This is a genomic window from Streptomyces sp. MCA2, from assembly GCF_023544705.1.
GTDB classification, from domain to species: domain Bacteria; phylum Actinomycetota; class Actinomycetes; order Streptomycetales; family Streptomycetaceae; genus Streptomyces; species Streptomyces decoyicus.
This window is the reverse complement of sequence record NZ_JAMJFM010000042.1, coordinates 52,677-74,193: the sequence shown is the minus strand read 5'-3', so window position 1 is coordinate 74,193 and position 21,517 is coordinate 52,677. Positions and strand designations below refer to the sequence as shown.

The window sequence follows — 21,517 nt, the reverse complement described above, 5'->3', positions numbered from 1 at the left end:
TTCGGAGCGGGGCGGTGGGCGTGACACGATGTGCTCATGCCCACCGCACTGACCGAGCTGTGCCGCTACCCGATCGTGCAGGCCCCGATGGCGGGAGGCGGCTCAGGACCCGAGCTGGCCGCCGCCGTCTGCGGCGCCGGCGGTCTCGGCTTCCTCGCCGCCGGCTACAAGACCGCCGACGGCATGTACCAGGAGATCAAGCAGCTGCGGTCGCTGACCGGCCGGCCCTTCGGCGTCAATCTCTTCATGCCGCAGCCCTCGCTGTCCGACAGCTCCGTCGTCGAGGTCTACCGCGAGCAACTCGCGGGCGAGGCCACCTGGTACGAGACGGAACTCGGCGACACCGACGGGCCCATCGACGACGGCTACGAGGCCAAGCTCGCGATCCTGCGGGACGACCCGGTGCCGGTGGTCTCCTTCACCTTCGGCTGCCCCTCGCGTGCGGTCCTCGACGCCTTCGCCAAGGTCGGCACGTACACCATCGTCACGGTCACCACCGCCGCCGAGGCGCAGGCCGCACAGTGGTCGGGCGCCGACGCGGTGTGTGTGCAGGGCGTGGAGGCCGGCGGCCACCAGGGCACCCACCGCGACGATCCGCACGCCGACGGGACCGGCTCGGGGCTGGGCCTGCTGGCGCTGCTCGGCCAGGTCCGCGAGGCCGTGCAGATCCCGGTGATCGCCGCGGGCGGGCTGATGCGCGGGGCGCAGATCGCGTCGGTGCTGGCCGCCGGGGCGAGCATGGCGCAGCTGGGCACCGCCTTCCTCGCCACCCCCGAATCGGGCGCCAACCCGCTGCACAAGCAGGCACTGACCAACCCGCTGTTCACACATACGGAGTTGACCCGGGCGTTCTCCGGGCGGCCGGCGCGTGGGCTCGTCAACCGCTTCCTGCGCGAGCACGGCCCGTACGCCCCGGCCGCCTACCCCGCCGTCCACTACCTCACCTCCACCGTGCGCAAGGCCGCGGCCAAGGCGGGCGACGCCCAGGGCATGAACCTGTGGGCGGGGCAGGGGCACCGGCTGGCCCGGGAACTGCCCGCCGGGCAGCTCGTGGAAGTACTGGCGGTCGAACTGGACGCGGCGCGCGCCGCGTTGAGCCGACCGGGCGCCGGCAGCGCCTCATGACCGCGCCGGTTTTCCTCGTCGATTCGCTCGCGGACGTACGGGCCGGCGGCACGCTCACCCTGGAAGGCCCCGAGGGCCGGCACGCGGTGTCGGTGCGCCGGCTGCGGGTCGGCGAGGAGGTCGTCCTGACGGATGGTCACGGCGCCGGGGCGCACGGCACGGTCGCCGCCGTCGAGGGGAAGGACCGGCTGACCGTCGCGGTCACCGAGCTGCGCGGTGAGGCCCCGCCGCACCCCACGATCACCGTCGTCCAGGCGCTCCCCAAGGGCGACCGCGGCGAGCTGGCCGTCGAGACGATGACCGAGACCGGTGTGGACGCCATCGTGCCCTGGGCGGCGGCGCGTTGCGTGACCCAGTGGAAGGGCGAGCGGGCCGCGAAATCGCTCGGCAAATGGCGCGCCACGGCCCGCGAGGCGGGCAAGCAGTCACGCCGGCTGACCTTCCCCGAGGTCGCGGACCCGCTGACGACCAAGCAGGTGGCCACCCTGCTCGCCGACGCCGACTTCGCGGCCGTCCTCCACGAGGAGGGCAGCTCCCCGCTCGCCACCGCCGAACTCCCCGCCGAGGGCCGGATCGTGCTCGTCGTCGGGCCGGAAGGCGGTGTCTCCCCGGAAGAGCTCACCCTCTTCGCCGAGGCCGGCGCCAAGCCGTACCGCCTGGGGACGACCGTGCTGCGCACCTCCACGGCCGGCACGGCGGCGACGGCGCTGCTGCTGGGGCGCACGGGGCGCTGGAGCTAGGGGCAGCCCCCCGGAACTGGGGGGGCGTCCCCGGGGCGCACGGCCCCCGGGACGCCCTGCGGAGCGACCGGACCCGGCCGCTCGTCCCGTCAGAGCAGCTCCGCCGCCAGCGTGATGTTCTTGACGCCCGCCAGCGCCTGGCTCACCGGGCAGTTGGCCTTGGCGTCCTGGGCCGCCGCCTGGAAGTCCTCCTCGGACAGGCCGGGGACACGGGCCTTGACGGTCAGCGCGATGCCGGTGATGCCCTCACCGGGCTGGAAGGTGACATCGGCCCGGGTGTCCAGGGCCTCGACGGTGTACCCCTTGCCGGCCAGGCCGTGCGAGAAGGCCATGGAGTAGCAGGAGGAGTGGGCCGCCGCGATCAGTTCTTCGGGGCTGGTGACGCCGTTGGGCTGCTCCGCGCGGGCGGGCCAGTTCACGTCGTACGTACCGAGCTTGGAGGACTCCAGGGCGACGGTGCCCTTGCCCTCCAGGAGGTTGCCTTCCCAGTGGGTCTCGGCGGTGCGCGTGGTGGCCATGGTGCATCACTCCTGGTGGTGGGTGGGCGACAGCGGTTCTGCGGGCCAGCTTAGTGATCCCGCGGCGTGGTGCCGGGCGGTACGTGCCCCGCCGGGAGGCCCCCGGCTCCCTTGGCAGCCCCAGCCCGCGGCGAAGCCCGTGCCCCCACCCCCGGTCACTGCAACCCCCCGACGGTGCCGCCCGATAGCATCCGAAGGTCGTACGCACCGTGTGTACGGCGGATGACTCGGGAGGAGCCACCGGTGGCGGGAGAACCGCAGGCCGATTGCCTGTTCTGCAAGATCGTGGCGGGGGAGGTGCCGGCGACCATCGTCCGGGAGACCGAGACCACCGTCGCGTTCCGCGACATCAACCCCCAGGCCCCGACGCACATCCTGGTGATCCCCAAGGTCCACTACGCGAACGCCAGGGAGCTGGCCGCGGCCGAGCCGGCGATCGCGGGCGATGTGCTGCGCGAGGCCGGAGTGGTGGCCGCGGAGGAGAAGGTCGACACGACCGGCTACCGCATCGTGTTCAACACCGGGCCCGGCGCCGGCCAGACCGTCTTCCACGCCCATGCGCATCTGCTGGGCGGCTGCGACCTCCAGCGTCTGGTCTGACGGGGCCGACTTGTCCGTACGCGAACTGGTGGTCCTCGGCACCGCGAGCCAGGTACCCACCCGGCACCGCAACCACAACGGCTATCTGCTGCGGTGGGACGGCGAGGGGATGCTCTTCGACCCCGGCGAGGGAACGCAGCGGCAGATGCTGCGCGCCGGGGTCGCCGCCCATGACCTGAACCGGATCTGTGTCACCCACTTCCACGGTGACCACTCGCTGGGCCTGGCCGGGGTGATCCAGCGGATCAACCTCGACCGGGTGCCGCATCCCGTCACCGCCCACTATCCCGCCAGTGGACAGCACTTCTTCGACCGGCTGCGGTATGCCACCGCCTACCGCGAGACGGTCCAGCTGATCGAGCGGCCGGTCGCCGCCGACGGTGAGCTGGACCGCTCGAAGTCGTACGTCCTGGAGGCGCGGCGGCTCTCGCACCCCGTCGAGTCGTACGGCTACCGCCTCGTGGAGCCGGACGCCCGCCGGATGCTGCCGGAGCGACTGGCGGCGCACGGCATCGCCGGGCCGGACGTCGGGCGGATCCAGCGGCTCGGCGAGCTCAACGGCGTCACCCTCGACGAGGTGAGCGAGCGACGCCCCGGCCAGCGGTTCGCCTTCGTCATGGACACCCGGCTGTGCGACGGCGTCCATGCTCTGGCGGAGGGGGTGGACATGCTGGTCATCGAGTCGACGTTCCTGGACGAGGATGTCCAACTGGCGCTCGATCACGGCCACTTGACGGCCGGGCAGGCCGCGGAGGTGGCCCGGCGGGCCGGTGTGCGGCATCTCGTGCTGACGCACTTCTCGCAGCGCTACGCCGACCCCGCGGAGTTCGAGCGGCAGGCCCGCTCGGCGGGCTACACCGGCGAACTGACCATCGCCCAGGACCTGTCGCGGGTGCCCCTGCCCAAGCGGCGCTGAGGGCAACGGGGGCGCTGGCGGCAACGGTGGCGCCCGCAACGGCGCGGCCCGTCCGCAACGGTGGCGACCACAACGGCGCGGCCCGTCCGCCCGCAAGGCGGACGGGCCGGAAGGCCGTCCTACGGCAGGTAGTACATCGGGTTCGGCAGCTTGAACGTCCGGTCGCCGGCGCCGCCGCTCAGGTCGCTGTACTGGTCCCCGAAGTTGGCGACGACGTCGTAGCCGAGGGACTCGATGTGCTTGCGGGTGCCCGACTTGTACTCGACCGTCGTGCAGGTGGCGCCGCAGGGCAAGTAGGCCGGGGGGTTCTCCTTGTTCTTCAGGTAGACGTGCCGGCGGTCCAGGGGGACCCCGTAGCCGACGTTCTTGAGGTTGCGGACGCTCCAGTCGCGCTGCGCCTCCTTGCGGCCGGTCAGGAAGAACACCTCGGCACCCTTGGCGTGCGCCCAGTTGACGAGCCGGTTCATGCCGAACACCGGGTCCATGTCGGTGTGCTCCAGGTACTTGTCCTGGCTCTCCTCGGTGTAGTGGAAACCCACCTGGAGCTCGTAGTTGTAGGTGAGCAGGGTGGTGTCGTCCATGTCGAGGACGATGGCCGGCTTGACCGGCTCGGACTGCTTGCCCGCCCGGTCGTGCCGCGCGAGGGCCTTGGACAGGTACGTGCGGGCCTTGGCCTCGATGCCGCGGACCTGCCGTGCGTAGTTGCTGTGCGGGGAGGCGTAGTGCTCGCCGTCCGCCGTCACCGTGTCGCCGTAGTACGCCTTGATCTTGTCCTGTACCTGCGTGAGGTTGGGGATCTCCTTGTCGGTGCGCGGCACGGAGTGTTCGGCGGTGGCCTGGCCGACGCCGAAGACCGCGGTGCCGGCGACGAGGGCGGCGACCGTGGTGGCGCCGAGGCGGGCCCTTCGGGAGAGGGCGGGGCGGAAACGGGTGGGGCGGGGCATGCGCGGCTCCTCCGGGAGTCATCAGGGGACTCCGTAGGTCTAACAGAGCCTCAATTCGGTATCTACGCGCGAAGATTCAACCCTTGGCAAAGGCTCGTGCGGTGCGGGCTCTTGACGGTCGCGAGGCGAGATCCCTAACCTCCACATCCATCTGTAGACACCATCTACATATGAAAACAGCCCTCGATCGCGTAGGAGCCTGCCGGATGACGGATGCCAAGAACCGCCTCACGATCACCGAAGTCCGGCTCACCCCGATCCTGGTGGCCGATCCGCCGCTGCTGAACACGCAGGGCGTACACCAGCCGTACACCCCCCGGCTGATCATCGAGCTGATCACCGAGGGCGGCGTCACCGGCCTCGGCGAGACCTACGGGGACACCAAGTACCTGGAGCTGGCCCAGCCGTTGGCCAGTGCGCTGATCGGCCGGTCGGTCACGGACCTGAACGCTCTGCCTGCGCTCGCCGCCGAGGTGTGCGGTGATTCACCGGCCGCGACCGGCGCCGAGGCCGTGGACGTCGGCGGGCTGCGCGGCGTCCAGACCGCCGACAAGCTGCGGCTGTCCGTCCTCTCCGGCTTCGAGGTCGCCTGCCTGGACGCCTGGGGCCGGTCCGCCGGACTGCCCGTGCACGCCCTGCTCGGCGGCAAGGTCCGCGACCGCGTGGAGTTCAGCGCCTACCTCTTCTACCGCTGGGAGGAGCACCCCGGCGGCCGCGGGGAGCGCGACGACTGGGGCGCGGCGCTCGACCCGGCCGGTGTCGTCGCCCAGGCCCGCCGGTTCGCCGACACCTACGGCTTCACGTCCTTCAAACTCAAGGGCGGGGTCTTCGCACCCGCGCAGGAGGTCGCCGCCATCCGGGCGCTGGCCGCCGCCTTCCCCGGGCAGCCACTGCGGATCGACCCCAACGGCGCCTGGAGCGTACGCACGTCGCTGGAGGTGGCGTCCGAGCTGGGCGACGTCCTGGAGTACCTGGAGGACCCGACGAGCGGCGCCGCCCGGATGGCGGAGGTCGCGGCCGGCACCCCGCTCCCGCTCGCCACGAACATGTGCGTGACGACCTTCGACGAGATCGCCGGGGCGTTCACCCGCGGCGCCGTCCAGGTCGTGCTCAGCGACCACCACTACTGGGGCGGGCTGCGCGCCACCCGTGAACTCGCCGCGGTCTGCCGCACCTTCGGCGTCGGCCTGTCCATGCACTCCAACACCCACCTGGGCATCAGCCTCGCCGCGATGACCCAGGTCGCGGCCACCGTCCCGCACCTCGATCACGCCTGCGACAGCCACTACCCCTGGCAGACCGAGGACGTCCTCACCGAGCGGCTCACCTTCCGCGACGGCCGGCTGGACGTCGGCGACGCCCCCGGCCTCGGCGTCACGCTCGACCGCGACCGGCTCGCCGTACTGCACCGCCGCTGGCTGGACGACGACGGCGGCCTGCGCGACCGCGATGACGCCGCGGCGATGCGGCGCGCCGACCCGGCCTGGGTCACCCCCGCCCTTCCCCGCTGGTGACCCCCGGGGGCCCGCCCCTGCTCCCCGGCCGCCCCCGGGCGGCCGACGACGACGGAGTCGCAGGTGAGCACCGCCCCGGACCACCCGCCTCCGGCAGCCCCGGGGCCCGCAGGCGGCCCGTACCGCCGACGATTCCGCAGAGCTATGTGGACGCCCGGATCGCGGCGCCCGCCGTCGTGCTCGTCAACTCCCTGGGAAACCTCGGCGGGTTCGTCTTGCCGACGGCCTTCGGGATCCGCCAGGACGCCACCGGCCCGACCCGCGGCGGGCTGATCGGGTTGTCGGTGGTGGGCGTCCTGGCGGCGGTCGGCGTCGCGCCGGTCCGCGGTGGCGGGCACCAGGAGCGGGCGCGCGGCCGGCGGCCATCGGCCAAAGATCACGGACCCGGCCGTGGTCCTGTGCGTGGTGGCCCGGCACGCGTACGGTGAGGCACGGATCGGTGGCGGTGCGCCACAGTGGTCCCGTAGGTGATCTGTGAGAGGGGCTGTCCCGATGGCACAGGAAGTGCGCGGCGTGATTGCGCCGGGGAAGAACGAACCGGTCCGGCTGGAGACCATCCTGGTGCCGGATCCGGGTCCCGGCGAGGCCGTGGTGAAGATCCAGGCGTGCGGGGTGTGCCACACCGATCTGCACTACAAGCAGGGCGGCATCAACGACGACTTCCCGTTCCTGCTCGGGCACGAGGCGGCCGGTGTCGTGGAGTCGGTCGGCGACGGGGTCACCGACGTGGCGCCGGGGGACTTCGTCGTCCTCAACTGGCGTGCGGTGTGCGGCCAGTGCCGTGCGTGTCTGCGCGGCCGCCCCCAGTACTGCTTCGACACCCACAATGCCCGCCAGAAGATGACGCTGAAGGACGGCACGGAGCTGAGCCCGGCGCTGGGCATCGGCGCCTTCGCCGACAAGACGCTGGTCGCCGCAGGACAGTGCACCAAGGTCGACCCCCGGATGGCGCCCGAGGCGGCCGGGCTGCTGGGCTGCGGGGTGATGGCGGGCATCGGCGCCGCGATCAACACCGGCGGCGTCGGGCGGGGCGACTCGGTCGCGGTCATCGGCTGCGGGGGCGTCGGCAACGCGGCCGTGGTGGGCGCGCGGCTGGCCGGTGCGGTCACGATCATCGCGGTGGACATCGACGACCGGAAACTGGAGACCGCCCGCTCCATGGGCGCCACCCATACGGTCAACTCGCGCTCCGCCGACCCCGTCGAAGCGGTCCGCGAGCTGACCGGCGGCTTCGGCGCGGATGTCGTCATCGACGCGGTCGGCCGCCCCGAGACCTACCGGCAGGCCTTCTACGCCCGCGACCTGGCCGGGACCGTCGTCCTGGTCGGCGTCCCCACCCCGGACATGACCCTGGAACTCCCCCTCCTGGATGTCTTCGGCCGCGGCGGTGCCCTCAAATCCTCCTGGTACGGCGACTGTCTGCCCTCCCGCGACTTCCCGATGCTGGTCGATCTGCACCTTCAGGGCCGGATCGACCTGGGGGCGTTCGTCACCGAGACGATCGGCATCGAGGACGTCGAGCAGGCCTTCGCGCGGATGGAGTCGGGAGATGTCCTGCGTTCGGTGGTGACGCTCTGATGACGGCCCGAATCGACCACCTGGTCACCTCCGGAACCTTCTCCCTCGACGGCGGCACCTGGGACGTCGACAACAACGTCTGGATCGTCGGCGACGACGACGAGGCGATCGTCATCGACGCCGCCCATGACGCCGACGCCATCCTCGAAGCCCTCGGCGGCCGGACGCTGCGCGCGATCGTCTGCACCCATGGGCACAACGACCACATCGACGCGGCCCCGGCGCTGGCCTCCCGCACCGGCGCCCGGATCCATCTGCACCCCGCCGACCTGCCGTTGTGGAAGATGACCTACCCGGACACCGCGCCGGACGCGGAGCTGGCGGACGGCCAGGTGCTGACCATCGCCGGTACGGACCTGACCGTGCTGCACACCCCGGGCCATGCGCCCGGCGCGGTCTGCCTCCACGCGCCCGAGCTGGGCACCGTCTTCACCGGCGACACCCTCTTCCAGGGCGGCCCCGGAGCCACCGGGCGGTCCTTCTCGGACTTCCCGACGATCGTGGCCTCGATCCGGGACCGGCTGCTGACCCTGCCGCCCACGACGCAGGTGCGCACCGGACACGGCGACCCGACGACGATCGGCGCCGAGGCCCCGCATCTGGAGGAGTGGCTCAAGCGGGGCCACTGAGGGGCGGGGCAGTGTGAGGGGTGGGGCCACTAGGGCAGGGGCGCACAGATCCCGTAGGGGTTGCGCGCGCCCCCTGCGGGCCACAACGCGGCGGGGGGCGGAGGGTATTCCGCGGCCTCACGCCTCGGCGCCCTCACGCCTCCGTGGCCGCCCGTTCCAGGATGCGGGCGGCCACCGCGGGGGAGTCCACCAGCGGATGCAGCGCCAGCGCCCGTAGTGCGGCGCCGCGGTCCTTGAACGTCGCGGCCTCCACGGTCGCCCGCTCCACCGCCTTGACCTGGAGCATCAGGCCCAACTGGTCCTCCCGCAGCGGCGCGCAGGGCAGCGGCCGGGCGCCCTGGGCGGTCACCTCGCACACCGTCTCCACGATCGCGTCCGGCGCCAGCTGCGGCACCGTCGTCCCGTTGCGCACATTGAGGATCAGCCGGGTGCCGCTGTCGCCCAGGATGGCGTGCATCAACGCCAGCGCCACCCGGTCGTAGCCGCCGCCCTCCAGATCGTGGCTGTCGCGCTGCCAGCCGCCACTGGCCTCTCTGCTGTGCGCCATATAGGTCTCCTCGCGCTCCAGCCGGGTGCGCTCCCACAGCTCGTACGCCCGGTCCGGGCCGCCGGCCGCCGCGGCCCGCTCGAAGAAGCCGCCCTGCTGCTGGTCGAGGAATTCGCCGCGGGTCTCCCGGGTGTCCCGTACGGAGCCGAGGGTCTCGCGGCGGAAGTAGTAGTAGTGCAGATACTCGTTGGGGAGCGCGCCCAGGGTCCGCAGCCAGTCGGCGCCGAAGAGCCGGCCCTCCTCGAAGGAGCCCAGCGCGGCGTCGTCGGCGAGCAGGCCCGGCAGCAGCTCGGTGCCGTCCAGCGTCAACGACCGCAGCCAGCCGAGGTGGTTGAGCCCCACGTAGTCGTAGCCGGTCCGGTCCGGGTCCCCGAGCGCGGCCGGGTCCGCGCCGGCCGCCCGTGCCGCCCGGCGCACCAGCCCGACCGGCGAATCGCAGATCCCGATGACACGGTCGCCGAGCACCTGGGACATCGCCTCGGTGACCATGCCCGCGGGGTTGGTGAAGTTGATGACCCAGGCGCCGGGGGCGAGCGCCGCGACCCGCTCGGCGATGTGCAGCGCCACCGGGATCGTCCGCAGCCCGTACAGGACACCGCCCGCGCCGACCGTCTCCTGGCCGAGCACGCCCTCGGACAGCGGGATCCGTTCGTCGCGTATCCGGCCCGCCGTACCGCCCACCCGGATCGCCGAGAAGACGAAGCCGGCGCCGGCCAGCGCGTCGTCCAGCCCGTCCGCGACCCGTACGGGCACCGGCGCCGGATGCCCCTGCGCCAGCCGCGTCAGCACATCGGCGATCACCGCCACCCGGCGTGCATCGGTGTCGTGCAGCACCACCTCGGAGACGGAGTGTGCCGGGTCGTCCAGCAGTGCGCGGTAGACCAGCGGCACCCGGAAGCCGCCCCCGCCGAGAATCGTCAGCCTCATGGGGCGGAACGTACCGCAGCATCAGGCACACTGGCGGCACGTGCCGATACGAGAGGAGCGAGCACGGTGAGCAGCCGACGCGATGACCTTCCGCCCGCGGGCCCGGCAGCGGTGCCACCGGCCCTCGATCCGCTGGCAGGGGTGCGCGCCGCCGGCGATCCGCCCACCGACGTCTATCTCACCGGCACGGTCTTCCTGGACATCATCTTCACCGGCCTGGACTCCGCACCGGTCCGCGGCACCGAGTCCTGGGCCCGCGGCATGGGCTCCAGCCCCGGCGGAGTCGCCAACATGGCCACCGCGCTGGCCCGGCTCGGCCTGCGCACCTCCCTCGCCGCCGCTTTCGGCGACGACCACTACGGCGAGTACTGCTGGGAGGCGCTCGAACAGGGCGAGGGCATCGACCTGGCACTGTCCCGCACCGTCCCCGGCTGGCACTCCCCGGTCACCGTCTCCATGGCGTACGAGGGCGAGCGCACGATGGTCTCGCACGGCCACGAGGCCCCGCCGCCCGACTTCGCCTTCGACGGCAAGCACGCCCCGGGCTGCCCGCCGCCCTCCCGCGCCTGCATCGCCTCGCTGGTACCGGGCCGGCGGGAACCCTGGCTGGGCTGCGCGGCCGGCCGCGGCAGCCGCATCTTCGCGGACGTGGGCTGGGACGACAGCGGCCGCTGGGACCCGGCCGATCTGGCCGACCTCGAACACTGCGAGGCGTTTTTGCCCAACGCGGAGGAGGCGATGCGCTACACCCGTACGGACTGCCCGCGCGCCGCCGCCCGCAAGCTCGCCGACCGGGTGCCGCTCGCGGTGGTCACGCTGGGTGCGGAGGGCGCCTACGCGGTGGACGGGCGGACCGGCGAGAGCGCCGAGGTGCCCGCCATCGCCGTGGAGGCGCTGGACCCCACGGGCGCCGGGGACGTCTTCGTCGCCGGATTCGTCACCGGCACGCTCGCCGACTGGCCGCTCGCCGAACGGCTCGCCTTCGCGGGGCTGAGCGCCGCGCTGTCCGTGCAGGAATTCGGCGGTTCTCTGTCCGCGCCGGGGTGGGCCGAGATCGCCGGCTGGTGGCAGCAGGTGCGCGCCTGCGAGGCGGGCGCGCCGGGCGCGCTGCGCCGCCAGTACGCCTTCCTGGACGAGGTGCTGCCCGCCGCCTACCGGCCCGCCCCGCTGGCCCGCGCCGTCCCGACGATCGGCTTCCGCCGCCCGGCCTGAGCGGCCCCGGCGCCGGGCGGGGTGCGCCCGGCCGCCCCGCTCCGGCAGGAAAAGCCCTCGGGCTTGTCGGTGCCCCGTCGTACTCTGGTATCCCAAGGAGCCGAGTGCAGGTCGAGTGCAGGCAGGCACCTCTTACGAGCAAAGGATGGGGGTTGAGCAGGCCACCGAGCCGCCCCATGACTCAGACACCCACGCAACCGCAGGCGCGCGCCCAGTTCACCGTCCCGGCCAAACACCCGATGGTCACGGTCCTGGGATCCGGAGACTCCCTTCTGCGCGTGATCGAAAAAGCCTTCCCGGCGACCGACATCCATGTCCGGGGCAATGAAGTCAGCGCTGTCGGCGACGCCGGGGAGGTCGCCCTCGTCCAGCGCCTCTTCGACGAGATGATGCTGGTGCTCCGCACCGGACAACCGATGACGGAGGACGCAGTGGAACGCTCCATCGCCATGCTGCGCGCGGCGGAGGACGGCGAGGGAGCGGTCAGTGAGACGCCCGCCGAGGTGCTCACCCAGAACATCCTGTCCAACCGCGGCCGCACGATCCGGCCCAAGACGCTCAACCAGAAGCGCTATGTCGACGCCATCGACGAGCACACGGTCGTCTTCGGCATCGGCCCGGCCGGCACCGGCAAGACCTACCTCGCGATGGCCAAGGCCGTGCAGGCGCTCCAGGCCAAGCAGGTCAACCGCATCATCCTGACCCGCCCCGCGGTCGAGGCCGGCGAGCGGCTGGGCTTCCTGCCCGGCACCCTCTACGAGAAGATCGACCCGTATCTGCGCCCGCTCTACGACGCGCTCCACGACATGCTCGACCCCGACTCCATCCCGCGCCTGATGGCGGCGGGCACGATCGAGGTCGCCCCGCTGGCGTATATGCGCGGCCGGACGCTCAATGACGCGTTCATCATTCTCGACGAGGCGCAGAACACCAATCCCGAGCAGATGAAGATGTTCCTCACCCGTCTCGGGTTCGAATCGAAGATCGTCATCACCGGCGATGTCACCCAGGTGGACCTGCCCGGCGGCACGAAGAGCGGTCTGCGCCAGGTCCGGGACATCCTGGACGGCGTCGACGATGTGCATTTCTCCCTGCTCACCAGCCAGGACGTGGTCCGCCACAAGCTGGTCGGCCGTATCGTCGATGCCTACGAGAAGTACGACAGCCGCAACGGCAAGTGAGCCCCGGCCGGCCGGGACCACCGGCCGGCCCGCGCCCGGCAAACAGAAGTGAGACGCAACTCCCCCATGTCCATCGACGTCAACAACGAGTCCGGCACGGCCGTCGACGAGCAGGCCATCCTGGATGTCGCCCGCTACGCCGTCGCCCGGATGCGTATCCACCCGCTCTCCGAGCTGTCCGTGATCGTCGTGGACGCCGAGGCCATGGAGCAGCTGCACATCCAGTGGATGGACCTGCCGGGGCCGACCGATGTCATGTCCTTCCCGATGGACGAGCTGCGTCCGCCGGCCAAGGACGACGAGGAGCCCCCGCAGGGGCTCCTCGGTGACATCGTGCTGTGCCCGGAGGTCGCCAAGAAGCAGGGCGAGGACGCTCCGACCGGGCACAGCATGGACGAGGAGCTCCAGCTGCTCACCGTCCACGGCGTGCTCCACCTCCTCGGCTACGACCACGAGGAGCCCGACGAGAAGGCCGAGATGTTCGGCCTTCAGGCGGCGATCATCGACGGCTGGCGGACCGAGCAGGGCCTGACCGGCCCCTCGCCGGCCCCCACCGTGACCTGACGGGACAGCCGATGACCACCCAGCTGATCGCGGTCGCGGTCCTGCTCGTCGTGATCGCCTGGCTCGCCGCCTGCGCGGAGGCCGGCCTGGCCCGTACGACCAGCTTCCGGGCCGAGGAAGCCGTCCGCTCCGGCCGCCGCGGCAGCGCCAAGCTCGCCGCCGTCGCCGCCGATCCCACCCGCTATCTCAATGTCGCGCTGCTGGTGCGGGTCGGCTGTGAGATGGCCGCCGGTGTCCTGGTCACCTACGCCTGTCTGCGCTCCTTCGACAAGACGTGGCAGGCGCTGACCGTCGCCACCGCCGTGATGGTGCTGGTCTCCTATGTCGCCGTCGGCGTCTCGCCGCGGACCATCGGCCGCCAGCACCCGCTGAACACCGCCACCGCCGCCGCCTATGTGCTGCTGCCGCTGGCCCGCATCATGGGCCCGATCCCGCAGCTGCTGATCCTCCTCGGCAACGCCCTCACGCCCGGCAAGGGCTTCCGCAAGGGGCCGTTCGCCTCCGAGGCCGAGCTGCGCTCGCTGGTCGACCTCGCGGAGAAGGAGTCGCTGATCGAGGACGAGGAGCGCCGGATGGTGCACTCCGTCTTCCAGCTCGGCGACACCCTCGTCCGTGAGGTGATGGTGCCGCGGACGGACCTGGTCGCCGTCGAGCGCTTCAAGACGATCCGCCAGGCGCTGACCCTCGCCCTGCGCTCCGGCTTCTCCCGTATCCCGGTGACCGGCGAGAACGAGGACGACGTCGTCGGCGTGGTCTACCTCAAGGACCTCGCCCGCAAGGTCCACATCAGCCGCGACGCCGAGAACGAGCTGGTCTCCACGGCCATGCGCCCCGCCGTCTTCGTCCCCGACACCAAGAATGCCGGTGATCTGCTGCGCGAAATGCAGCAGGACCGAAATCATGTCGCGGTGGTCATCGATGAATACGGCGGCACCGCCGGAATTGTCACCATCGAGGACATCCTGGAAGAGATCGTCGGCGAGATCACCGATGAATACGACCGTGAACTGCCGCCCGTCGAGGAGCTCGGCGACGGCCGCTATCGCGTCACCTCCCGGCTGGACATCGGTGACCTCGGCGAGCTGTACGGGCTGGCCGAGCTGGACGACGAGGACGTCGAAACGGTCGGCGGCCTGCTCGCCAAGCTCCTCGGCCGGGTCCCGATCGCCGGCGCCACCGCCGAGGTCGACCTCTCCGACGACGCCTCCGACCCGGGCCTGAAGGCGCTCCGGCTGACCGCGGAGTCACCGGCAGGACGCCGCAACAAGATCATCACGGTGCTGTGCGAGCCGGTGCGGCCCGAGGGCGCGAGCGCGTCCGAGGAGCCCTGGGCGGGCGGCCGCTCCGCCGGCTGAACGATTGTGGAATTCGCCGCGTAATTCCTTGTGGTGGCGGGAATATTTCCCGCCACCACACTCCCACAAAGCTACTTATCTCCAGTGCACCAGAAATGTTCTGCAAGCCATTTCCAGTGGCCCTGGATTCCGTGGCGCGCCGCATGGAAAGATCTTCAGGCGGTCGCCGAGCGCGACCGTCATGCGTGAGAGAAATCGCGACAGAAATCGTGCCGCGCAGGCTGCCCCGGCGCGGGGGTCCGGGGCAGCCACCTTCTCCCTCAGTCGCCGCGCGCCGCACGAGGCGTCCGCAGCCCGGCCGTGACCAGCACCGCGACCACCGCGACCAGCGCCGCGTCCAGGCCCAGCCCCAGTTTGATGCCACCGAGCGTGGCCTCGGCGAAGCCGCTGCCCGCCGTCCGCAGCGCGGCGGCATGGGCCGTGGCGACCGCGCTCAGCAGCGGAATGCCGAGGGTGATGCCCACCTGCTGTGAGCTGGTGACCAGACCGGTCGCCAGGCCCTGTTCGGCATCCGGGACGCCGGAGGTGGCGGTCACGCCGTAGGAGATGATCGCCCACAGATGGCCGAGGCCGGCGAAGGTCACCCCGATGAGGGCCAGCCACATCCCCGTGCCGGTGCCCAGCCCCAGCAGCGCGGCCGTGAAACCGGCCTGGAGCAGCAGCCCGGTCAGCAGCGTGCGGCGGGCGCCGAGCCGGCCGATGACCTTCGGGGCGACGAGGCCCGCGACGGCCGAGACCACGCCCTGCACACCGAAGAGCAGCCCGGTCCGGAAGGCGGACAGCCGCAGCACTTCCTGGAGGTAGAGGGTCAGCAGGAAGATGACGGTGCTCATCATCGCGAAGGTCGTCAGGCCCGCCAGATTCCCCCAGGCGACGGTCCGGCGGCGCAGCATCGGCAGTGACACCAGCGGCTGTTCGGCCCGCGACTCCACCCGCACGAACGCGGCCAGCAGCGCCAGCCCCGCGAGCAGCGTCACCAGGACATCCGGGTGGCCGAAGCCCCGCTCGGCGGCGGTCGACAGGGCGTAGATCAGCGACAGCAGCCCGCCGGTGACGGTGACCGCGCCGGGCACATCCATCCGCGGCCGCCGCGGATGCCGGGACTCGGTCAGGAGCGCCGGCGCAGCGGCCAGTACGGCCACCCCGGCCACGGACAGCAGGCCCATGGTCGAGCGCCAGCCCAGCGCATCCGTCATCACCCCGCCCAGCACCATGCCGAGGGTGAAGCCCGTCGAGAGCACGGTGCCGCTGATGCCCAGGGCGCGTTCGCGCTGCGGTCCCTCGGCGAAGGTGGTGGTGAGCAGGGACATTCCGGTGGGCACGATGACCGCCGCGCCCAGCCCCTGGAGCGCCCGCCCGGCCAGGAACGCCGCCGGGGACCAGGCCAGCGCGGCCAGTACCGAGGCCGCGACGAACAGCGCGAACCCGATGAGGAACAGCTTGCGCCGCCCGTAGAGATCGGCGATGCGGCCGGACAGCAGCAGAAAACCGCCGGAGGGCAGCGCGAACGCGGTGACCGCCCACTGGAGATCGGCCTGGCCCATGCCCAGATCCCTGCCGAGCACGGGCAGCGCCACATTCAGGATGGAGAAGTCCAGCGCGATGATGAACTGCGCCGCACACAGGAGCAGCAGGACGAGCTTGGCCCGCGGGGTCATCCGCGCGTCGGGGGAGGTGGCGGCGGAGGCGGTGGTGGCCGCGGCCGGGGTCGGGGCCGGGGAGGCGTCCACGGGGGCGGCCGCCCGGGCAACCGGACCCGGCGGGGCGGCGGTGGGCGGTGAGGTCTCGGTTACTGGCATGCAAAGAGCCTGCGGTTGCGGAATACGCCGTGGGGAGCGGGAACTTATCGTGGTGTCCGCACCACCAGCCACGCCGACAGGGGGAGAAACGTGGCCTCGAACATTGCCGGCCAGGACACCGCGCGCCGACGACAGGAACTCCGCGACTTCCTGATGAGCCGCCGCGCCCGGGTCACCCCGGCCGAGGCGGGACTGCCCGACGGCGGCCGCCGCCGCACTCCGGGACTGCGCCGCGAGGAGGTCGCCGTCCTCGCCGGGGTCGGTGCCTCCTGGTACCAGTGGCTGGAGCAGGGCCGCGACATCACCGTCTCGCCGCAGGTGCTGGACGCGGTCGCCAGGGTGCTGCGGCTCAACGGCGCCGAGCGGCGGCATCTGTACGTCCTGGCCGGGCTGAACCCTCCGCAGCGGCAGGACGCCGAGGAGCTGGGCCTCACCGACGTGTGCGAGGGCCTGAAGCGGCTGATCGACGCCTGGATGCCGTTCCCGGCGCACATCATGGATCCGTACTGGAACACCGTCGCCCACAACGACGCGGCACAGCTGGTGCTGGGCCACGGCCGCCCCGGTGTCTCGCGCAACTGCCTGATCGCGTTCTTCACCGACCCCGTCTACCGCGCGCGGGCCGCCAGCTGGGAGCGGAACGCCCCCGTGGTCGTGGCGCAGTTCCGCGCCGCGTGCTCGGCGCGGCCCGGCGACGAGGGCTTCGACGCGGTCGTGCGCGAGGCCTCCGCGCTCAGTGCGGAATTCGCCGGGCTGTGGGGCCGCGGCGATGTCCAGGACGGCGGCACGATCCACAAGGAGATGGACCACCCGCTCGTCGGCGCCCTGCTCTTCGAGACCACCCAGCTGCGGATCCCGGTCCGCCCCGACCTCAACATCGTGCTGCACAACCCGCGCTCCGGCACGGACACCGCGGCGAAGCTGGAGCGGCTCACCTCGACGGGGGGCCGCCGATGGGGGGCGCCGCGCGTGGGCGACGCCGAGCGTGGCGGAGGGATGTACTCCGTCGCGGGCTGACCTCCCGCCGGGCGGCGGCAGGTCCGGCCGGCTGCCCGTCCGGACCGGAACCCCTTTCCGCCGTCCCCGCCGCCCCGCATATGCTCGCCCGTATGAGCGAGACCGCACCGCTGGACCCGGAAGACCGCAAGATCATCACGCTCGCCCGCTCGGCGCGGGCCCGTAACGGCGTGCCCGAGGGCGCCGCCGTGCGCGACGAGACCGGCCGCACGTATGCCGCCGGCACCGTCGCCCTGGAGTCGCTGAAGCTCAGCGCGCTTCAGACGGCCGTCGCGATGGCCGTCGCCAGCGGGGCCACGTCCCTGGAGGCCGCGGCCGTGGTCACCGACGCCGAGCGCGCCGCCGACGCGGACCGCGCGGCCGTACGGGACCTCGGCGGGCCTGCCACGCCCGTCCTGGTCGCGGGCCTCGACGGCACCCTGCGCAGCACCGTCCCGGCGGGCGACGCACAGGGCTGAGCGCCGGAGCCGTACGACGCCGGGCGCCGGAGCCGTAAGAATCCGGGTGCCGGAGCCGTACGACGGCGTACGGGGCGGCCCACCGGTAGCGGCGGGCCGCCGCTACCGTCCGGCCCCTGCCCTTCCGTCCCCCTGGCTCCGGCCCCGGGCCGGACCACCGGGCCGGACCACCGGGCCGGACCACCGGGCCGGGCGCTCCGGGGTGCGGGTGGTCGGAGCCGGGCCCGGGATCGGGGAGAATGGGCCCCATGAGCGTTCGTACAGAGTCCTCCGCAGCGCACCGCGCCGGCTTCGCCTGCTTCGTGGGGCGCCCCAACGCGGGCAAGTCCACCCTCACGAACGCTCTCGTCGGCACGAAGGTGGCGATCACCTCCAACCGCCCCCAGACCACCCGCCACACGGTCCGCGGCATCGTGCACCGCCCCGAGGCGCAGCTGGTCCTCGTCGACACCCCGGGCCTGCACAAGCCGCGCACCCTGCTCGGTGAGCGGCTGAACGACGTCGTGCGGACCACCTGGTCCGAGGTGGACGTCATCGGCTTCTGTCTGCCCGCCGACCAGAAGCTCGGCCCCGGCGACCGCTACATCGCGACCGAGTTGGCCGGCATCAAGAAGACCCCCAAGGTCGCCATCATCACTAAGACCGACCTGGTCGACTCCAAGGCGCTGGCCGCCCAGCTGATCGCCATCGACCAGCTCGGCCAGGAGCTGGGCATCGAGTGGGCCGAGATCATCCCGGTCTCGGCGGTCGGGGACACCCAGGTGTCGCTGCTCGCCGACCTCCTCGTGCCGATGCTCCCGGAGAGCCCGCCGCTCTACCCCGAGGGTGATCTCACCGACGAGCCCGAGCAGGTCATGGTCGGCGAGCTGATCCGCGAGGCCGCGCTGGAGGGCGTCCGCGACGAACTGCCGCACTCCATCGCGGTGGTCGTCGAGGAGATGCTCCCGCGCGAGGACCGCCCGGCCGACAAGCCCCTCCTGGACATCCACGCGAATGTCTACATCGAGCGCCCCAGCCAGAAGGGGATCATCATCGGCCCCAAGGGCAAGCGCCTGAAGGAGGTCGGCACCAAGTCCCGCAAGCACATCGAGGCACTGCTCGGCACGCCGGTCTTCCTGGATCTGCACGTCAAGGTCGCCAAGGACTGGCAGCGCGACCCGAAGCAGCTGCGCAAGCTGGGCTTCTGAGCCCGGCCCCGGCTCCCGGCCCGGCCGGCCGGTGCGTGTCCCAGGGAGACGCCCCCTAGGGGGAGACACCCCCTACGGAACGCCCCGGATCCGGCGCACCAGCAGCGCCCCCACCAGCCCCACCGCGGCCGCGACGGCATACAGCGTCCGGTAGCCGCCGAGGTGGTGCACGAGCGGCGCGGCCAGCGCGGGGGCGGCCACCTGCGGCAGCGAGTTGGCGATGTTGATGACGCCCAGGTCCTTGCCGCGGTGGGCGGCGGCCGGCAGCACATCCGTCATCAGCGCGAAGTCGACGGAGGTGAAGACGCCGAACCCCACCCCGAGCAGCGCCGCGGCACACAGGGCCCCCGCCCAGGTCTGCCATCCGGCCAGCAGCCCGGTCGCCACCGTCATGATCACCCCGGACCACAGCACGAACGGCTGCCGCCGCCCGACCCGGTCCGACCAGAAGCCCCCGACGACGACCGTGCCCAGCAGCGTCACGCCGTTGACGGCGGTCAGCACCAGCACCCCGCCGCCCGGGTCGGGCCGGTGCAGCACATCCCGCAGGTAGTACAGCAAATACAGCAGGGCCAGCGCGTTGCCGAGATTGATCAGGAACCGGGTCAGCCAGGCCCACCCCAGGTCGGGATGGCGGCGCGGGCTGATCCAGAACCCGGCGACCAGGGCCCGTACGCTCAGCGCCGGGCGCCGCCCGGCCGGCAGCACCGGATCCCGGTGCAGCAGCACATACGGCAGGGTGCCCAGCACCGCGAAACCGGCGCAGGCAACATAGCCCGCGGCCACTCCGCCGGCGGCCGTCGCCAGGCCCGTACCGGCCAGCACGCCCAGGATCTGCGCGGCCCCCAGCCAGCCGCCCACCGCCCCGCGCTGCCGGTGCGGCACCCGGTCGGGCACCGCCGCCGTGAGCGCCGCGAACGCCGCGTTGAGGGTGAGCTGCACCAGACACCACCCCAGCGCCATCACCGGCACCGTGTCCGCCCCGGCCAGCAGCACGAGCGCGCCGGCCCCGCCCGCGACCCCCGCGACGATCCACGGCGTACGCCGCCCGAACCGCGAGGCCGTACGGTCCGACAGCGCCCCGAACAGCGGGCCGGACACCATCGAGACGACGGCCCCCATCCCCGTCACCCACGCCAGCACCGACTCCTTCGGTGTCCCCGGCGGCGCAAGCTCCGCGGCCTGGAGGGCGAGCAGGATCTGCAACGGCCCGTACCACCCGGCCCAGATCGCCCCGTTGGCCACCGACAGCGCGGCGGTCCAGCCCCGCCCGACCTGCTCCGACGGCTCCGCCAGCGCTTCCGGAGCCGCCGCCCCGCTCATCCCCGCGCCTGCTCCCGCAGCACCTCGCGCAGCCAGTGGTACGAGGCCTTGGGCGTCCGCTCCAAGGTCGCGTAGTCGACATGCACCAGACCGAACCGCCGGGCGTACCCCTCCGCCCACTCGAAGTTGTCCGTCAACGACCACACGAAGTACCCGCGGACATCGACCCCGGACGCCATCGCCGCATGCAGCGCCCGCAGGTGCCCGTCCAGGAACGCGATCCGCTCCCCGTCCTCGATCCCCTCGTACGAGCAGCCGTTCTCGGTGATCACGACGGGCGGCAGCCGGTCCCCGTAGCGTTCCCGGAACGTCACCAGCAGCTCGGTCAGCGCCTGAGGCACCACCGGCCAGCCGAAGTCGGTCCGCGGATATCCCCCGATCTCCCGCGGCGCGAAGGGGAGTTCGGGCGGCAGCCGGATCCCGCCGAAGTCGGCCGCCGCGGCACCGTCCGCCCCGGGGGCACCCACCAGCGTCGGCTGGTAGTAGTTGATCCCGTACCGGTCCAGCGGCTGCGAGATGACCTTCAGGTCCTCGGCGACCGGCCCCGGCAGCAGCGCCGCCAGCTCCTCGTCCGGATAGCGCCCCAGCAGCACCGGCTCCGCGAACAGCCGGTTGAGCAGCAGGTCGTAGAGAGCGGCCGCCTCGGTGTCGGCCTCCGACGCACTCGCGCTCCACGTCGGGCCGTGCGAGTTGGCGATCCCGATGCCCGTCGCCCCACGGGCCCGCAGCGCCTGCACGGCCAGCCCGTGGCCCAGCAGCTGGTGGTGCGCCGCCGGCAGCGCCTCGAACAGAAGCTGCCGCCCCGGGGCGTGCTGCCCCAGCCCGTAACCCAGCAAGGTCACCTCGGCGGGCTCGTTGAGCGTGATCCAGTGCTCCACCCGGTCCCCGAGCCGCCCCGCCACCACGTCCGCATACGCCGCGAAGCGCTCGGCGGTCTCCCGTACGAGCCAGCCGCCGCGCTCCTCCAGCGCCTGCGGCGTATCCCAGTGGAACAGCGTCGGCACGGGCGCGATCCCCGCCGCCAGCAAGGCGTCCACCAGCCGGTCGTAGAAGTCCAGCCCGGCCTCGTTGACCGGCCCTTCCCCGTCCGGCACCACCCGCGGCCAGGCCACCGAGAAGCGGTACGCCCCGGCCCCGAGCTCCCTGAGCAGCGCCACGTCCTCGCGGTAGCGGTGGTAGTGGTCGGTCGCCACCCGGGCGTCCGACCCGTCCTTGATCCGCCCGGCTTCCGCCGCGAAGACATCCCACACGGACCGTCCCCGCCCGTCTTCCGCCACCGCCCCCTCGATCTGGGCGGCGGAGGTGGACACCCCCCACAGGAAGTCGCGGGGGAAGCGGGGCAGGGACAGGGGGGAGACCGGCACCGTTGTCATGGGCCGGATC

21 protein-coding genes are annotated in these 21,517 nt (G+C 72.4%); 15 read left to right on the top strand and 6 right to left on the bottom strand.

What is annotated here, in order from left to right; all coding sequences use genetic code 11:
- The first annotated feature begins 36 nt into the window (after positions 1-36).
- On the top strand, positions 37-1,125 hold the full coding sequence (locus M8I34_RS29305) for a nitronate monooxygenase (RefSeq protein ID WP_250054343.1): 1,089 nt from the start codon (positions 37-39) through the stop codon (positions 1,123-1,125).
- Positions 1,122-1,865 carry a 16S rRNA (uracil(1498)-N(3))-methyltransferase gene (locus M8I34_RS29300; protein ID WP_250054341.1) on the top strand — a complete coding sequence of 248 codons (744 nt, stop codon included), beginning with the start codon at positions 1,122-1,124 and terminating at the stop codon, positions 1,863-1,865. The genes M8I34_RS29305 and M8I34_RS29300 overlap by 4 nt, the downstream gene beginning before the upstream one ends.
- Positions 1,866-1,954: 89 nt before the next feature.
- Here M8I34_RS29300 and M8I34_RS29295 read toward each other — a convergent pair whose 3' ends face one another.
- On the bottom strand, positions 1,955-2,383 hold the full coding sequence (locus tag M8I34_RS29295) for an OsmC family protein (RefSeq protein ID WP_250054339.1): 429 nt from the start codon (positions 2,381-2,383) through the stop codon (positions 1,955-1,957).
- Between the two features lie 243 nt (positions 2,384-2,626).
- Here M8I34_RS29295 and M8I34_RS29290 point away from each other — a divergent pair, with 243 nt between their 5' ends.
- Together M8I34_RS29290 and M8I34_RS29285 are read left to right on the top strand one after the other, a co-directional pair.
- Positions 2,627-2,983 carry a histidine triad nucleotide-binding protein gene (locus M8I34_RS29290; RefSeq protein WP_030984482.1) on the top strand — a complete coding sequence of 119 codons (357 nt, stop codon included), beginning with the start codon at positions 2,627-2,629 and terminating at the stop codon, positions 2,981-2,983.
- Positions 2,984-2,993: 10 nt separating this feature from the next.
- Positions 2,994-3,899 (top strand): ribonuclease Z, encoded by a 906-nt coding sequence (locus M8I34_RS29285; protein WP_250054338.1) that lies wholly within the window; start codon positions 2,994-2,996, stop codon positions 3,897-3,899.
- 119 nt (positions 3,900-4,018) lie between these two features.
- Here the strand turns inward: M8I34_RS29285 and M8I34_RS29280 are convergent, their stop codons facing one another.
- Complete coding sequence (locus M8I34_RS29280; RefSeq protein WP_250054335.1) at positions 4,019-4,843, bottom strand: HAD family acid phosphatase; 825 nt, start codon at positions 4,841-4,843, stop codon at positions 4,019-4,021.
- 206 nt (positions 4,844-5,049) lie between these two features.
- Between M8I34_RS29280 and M8I34_RS29275 the strand changes: the two genes are divergently transcribed.
- From M8I34_RS29275 to M8I34_RS29260, 4 genes are all read left to right on the top strand, one after another.
- Positions 5,050-6,357, top strand: a complete 1,308-nt coding sequence (locus tag M8I34_RS29275) for a glucarate dehydratase family protein (RefSeq protein WP_250054333.1) — start codon at positions 5,050-5,052, stop codon at positions 6,355-6,357.
- Positions 6,354-6,785, top strand: a complete 432-nt coding sequence (locus M8I34_RS29270; RefSeq protein WP_250054331.1) for a hypothetical protein — start codon at positions 6,354-6,356, stop codon at positions 6,783-6,785. Before M8I34_RS29275 ends, M8I34_RS29270 begins: the two co-directional genes overlap by 4 nt.
- A gap of 64 nt (positions 6,786-6,849) precedes the next feature.
- A complete protein-coding gene (locus tag M8I34_RS29265) occupies positions 6,850-7,935 on the top strand; it encodes an S-(hydroxymethyl)mycothiol dehydrogenase (RefSeq protein WP_250054329.1) in 1,086 nt (361 codons plus the stop codon).
- Positions 7,935-8,564, top strand: a complete 630-nt coding sequence (locus M8I34_RS29260) for an MBL fold metallo-hydrolase (protein WP_250054327.1) — start codon at positions 7,935-7,937, stop codon at positions 8,562-8,564. Before M8I34_RS29265 ends, M8I34_RS29260 begins: the two co-directional genes overlap by 1 nt.
- Positions 8,565-8,697: 133 nt before the next feature.
- On the opposite strand, the gene M8I34_RS29255 is transcribed toward M8I34_RS29260, so the two are convergent.
- A complete protein-coding gene (locus tag M8I34_RS29255) occupies positions 8,698-10,038 on the bottom strand; it encodes a 6-phospho-beta-glucosidase (protein ID WP_250054325.1) in 1,341 nt (446 codons plus the stop codon).
- Between the two features lie 66 nt (positions 10,039-10,104).
- Here M8I34_RS29255 and M8I34_RS29250 point away from each other — a divergent pair, with 66 nt between their 5' ends.
- The 4 genes from M8I34_RS29250 to M8I34_RS29235 all read left to right on the top strand — a co-directional run bounded on the left by M8I34_RS29250 (position 10,105) and on the right by M8I34_RS29235 (position 14,350).
- Entirely contained in the window at positions 10,105-11,250 is a 1,146-nt protein-coding gene (locus M8I34_RS29250) for a carbohydrate kinase family protein (protein WP_244414850.1), read from the top strand.
- A 176-nt stretch (positions 11,251-11,426) separates the two neighbouring features.
- Positions 11,427-12,431: a PhoH family protein gene (locus M8I34_RS29245; RefSeq protein WP_030984499.1), complete on the top strand. Its 1,005-nt coding sequence runs from the start codon at positions 11,427-11,429 to the stop codon at positions 12,429-12,431.
- A gap of 66 nt (positions 12,432-12,497) precedes the next feature.
- A complete protein-coding gene (gene ybeY, locus M8I34_RS29240) occupies positions 12,498-12,995 on the top strand; it encodes an rRNA maturation RNase YbeY (RefSeq protein ID WP_244414851.1) in 498 nt (165 codons plus the stop codon).
- 11 nt (positions 12,996-13,006) lie between these two features.
- Positions 13,007-14,350 carry a hemolysin family protein gene (locus tag M8I34_RS29235; RefSeq protein ID WP_030984502.1) on the top strand — a complete coding sequence of 448 codons (1,344 nt, stop codon included), beginning with the start codon at positions 13,007-13,009 and terminating at the stop codon, positions 14,348-14,350.
- Positions 14,351-14,610: 260 nt separating this feature from the next.
- Here the strand turns inward: M8I34_RS29235 and M8I34_RS29230 are convergent, their stop codons facing one another.
- A complete protein-coding gene (locus M8I34_RS29230) occupies positions 14,611-16,149 on the bottom strand; it encodes an MFS transporter (protein ID WP_374211008.1) in 1,539 nt (512 codons plus the stop codon).
- Positions 16,150-16,239: 90 nt separating this feature from the next.
- Here M8I34_RS29230 and M8I34_RS29225 point away from each other — a divergent pair, with 90 nt between their 5' ends.
- The 3 genes from M8I34_RS29225 to era all read left to right on the top strand — a co-directional run bounded on the left by M8I34_RS29225 (position 16,240) and on the right by era (position 18,811).
- Positions 16,240-17,166 (top strand): helix-turn-helix transcriptional regulator, encoded by a 927-nt coding sequence (locus M8I34_RS29225; RefSeq protein WP_250054323.1) that lies wholly within the window; start codon positions 16,240-16,242, stop codon positions 17,164-17,166.
- Positions 17,167-17,258: 92 nt separating this feature from the next.
- Positions 17,259-17,624, top strand: coding sequence for a cytidine deaminase (locus tag M8I34_RS29220; RefSeq protein ID WP_250054322.1), 366 nt, complete (start codon positions 17,259-17,261; stop codon positions 17,622-17,624).
- A 239-nt stretch (positions 17,625-17,863) separates the two neighbouring features.
- Positions 17,864-18,811 carry a GTPase Era gene (gene era, locus M8I34_RS29215; RefSeq protein WP_374211007.1) on the top strand — a complete coding sequence of 316 codons (948 nt, stop codon included), beginning with the start codon at positions 17,864-17,866 and terminating at the stop codon, positions 18,809-18,811.
- A 72-nt stretch (positions 18,812-18,883) separates the two neighbouring features.
- Here the strand turns inward: era and M8I34_RS29210 are convergent, their stop codons facing one another.
- Entirely contained in the window at positions 18,884-20,134 is a 1,251-nt protein-coding gene (locus tag M8I34_RS29210) for an MFS transporter (protein ID WP_250054318.1), read from the bottom strand.
- A complete protein-coding gene (locus tag M8I34_RS29205) occupies positions 20,131-21,507 on the bottom strand; it encodes a GH1 family beta-glucosidase (protein ID WP_250054316.1) in 1,377 nt (458 codons plus the stop codon). Before M8I34_RS29205 ends, M8I34_RS29210 begins: the two co-directional genes overlap by 4 nt.
- Positions 21,508-21,517 lie beyond the last annotated feature (10 nt).

Excerpts from the sequence above, each read along its gene's own strand:
- M8I34_RS29305 (WP_250054343.1), top strand. The coding sequence starts at position 37 with ATGCCCACCGCACTGACCGAGCTGTGCCGCTACCCGATCGTGCAGGCC.
- M8I34_RS29300 (WP_250054341.1), top strand. The coding sequence starts at position 1,122 with ATGACCGCGCCGGTTTTCCTCGTCGATTCGCTCGCGGACGTACGGGCC.
- M8I34_RS29295 (WP_250054339.1), bottom strand. The coding sequence starts at position 2,383 with ATGGCCACCACGCGCACCGCCGAGACCCACTGGGAAGGCAACCTCCTG.
- M8I34_RS29280 (WP_250054335.1), bottom strand. The coding sequence starts at position 4,843 with ATGCCCCGCCCCACCCGTTTCCGCCCCGCCCTCTCCCGAAGGGCCCGC.
- M8I34_RS29275 (WP_250054333.1), top strand. The coding sequence starts at position 5,050 with ATGACGGATGCCAAGAACCGCCTCACGATCACCGAAGTCCGGCTCACC.
- M8I34_RS29265 (WP_250054329.1), top strand. The coding sequence starts at position 6,850 with ATGGCACAGGAAGTGCGCGGCGTGATTGCGCCGGGGAAGAACGAACCG.
- M8I34_RS29260 (WP_250054327.1), top strand. The coding sequence starts at position 7,935 with ATGACGGCCCGAATCGACCACCTGGTCACCTCCGGAACCTTCTCCCTC.
- M8I34_RS29255 (WP_250054325.1), bottom strand. The coding sequence starts at position 10,038 with ATGAGGCTGACGATTCTCGGCGGGGGCGGCTTCCGGGTGCCGCTGGTC.
- M8I34_RS29245 (WP_030984499.1), top strand. The coding sequence starts at position 11,427 with ATGACTCAGACACCCACGCAACCGCAGGCGCGCGCCCAGTTCACCGTC.
- ybeY (WP_244414851.1), top strand. The coding sequence starts at position 12,498 with ATGTCCATCGACGTCAACAACGAGTCCGGCACGGCCGTCGACGAGCAG.
- M8I34_RS29235 (WP_030984502.1), top strand. The coding sequence starts at position 13,007 with ATGACCACCCAGCTGATCGCGGTCGCGGTCCTGCTCGTCGTGATCGCC.
- M8I34_RS29230 (WP_374211008.1), bottom strand. The coding sequence starts at position 16,149 with ATGCCAGTAACCGAGACCTCACCGCCCACCGCCGCCCCGCCGGGTCCG.
- M8I34_RS29220 (WP_250054322.1), top strand. The coding sequence starts at position 17,259 with ATGAGCGAGACCGCACCGCTGGACCCGGAAGACCGCAAGATCATCACG.
- era (WP_374211007.1), top strand. The coding sequence starts at position 17,864 with ATGGGCCCCATGAGCGTTCGTACAGAGTCCTCCGCAGCGCACCGCGCC.
- M8I34_RS29210 (WP_250054318.1), bottom strand. The coding sequence starts at position 20,134 with ATGAGCGGGGCGGCGGCTCCGGAAGCGCTGGCGGAGCCGTCGGAGCAG.
- M8I34_RS29205 (WP_250054316.1), bottom strand. The coding sequence starts at position 21,507 with ATGACAACGGTGCCGGTCTCCCCCCTGTCCCTGCCCCGCTTCCCCCGC.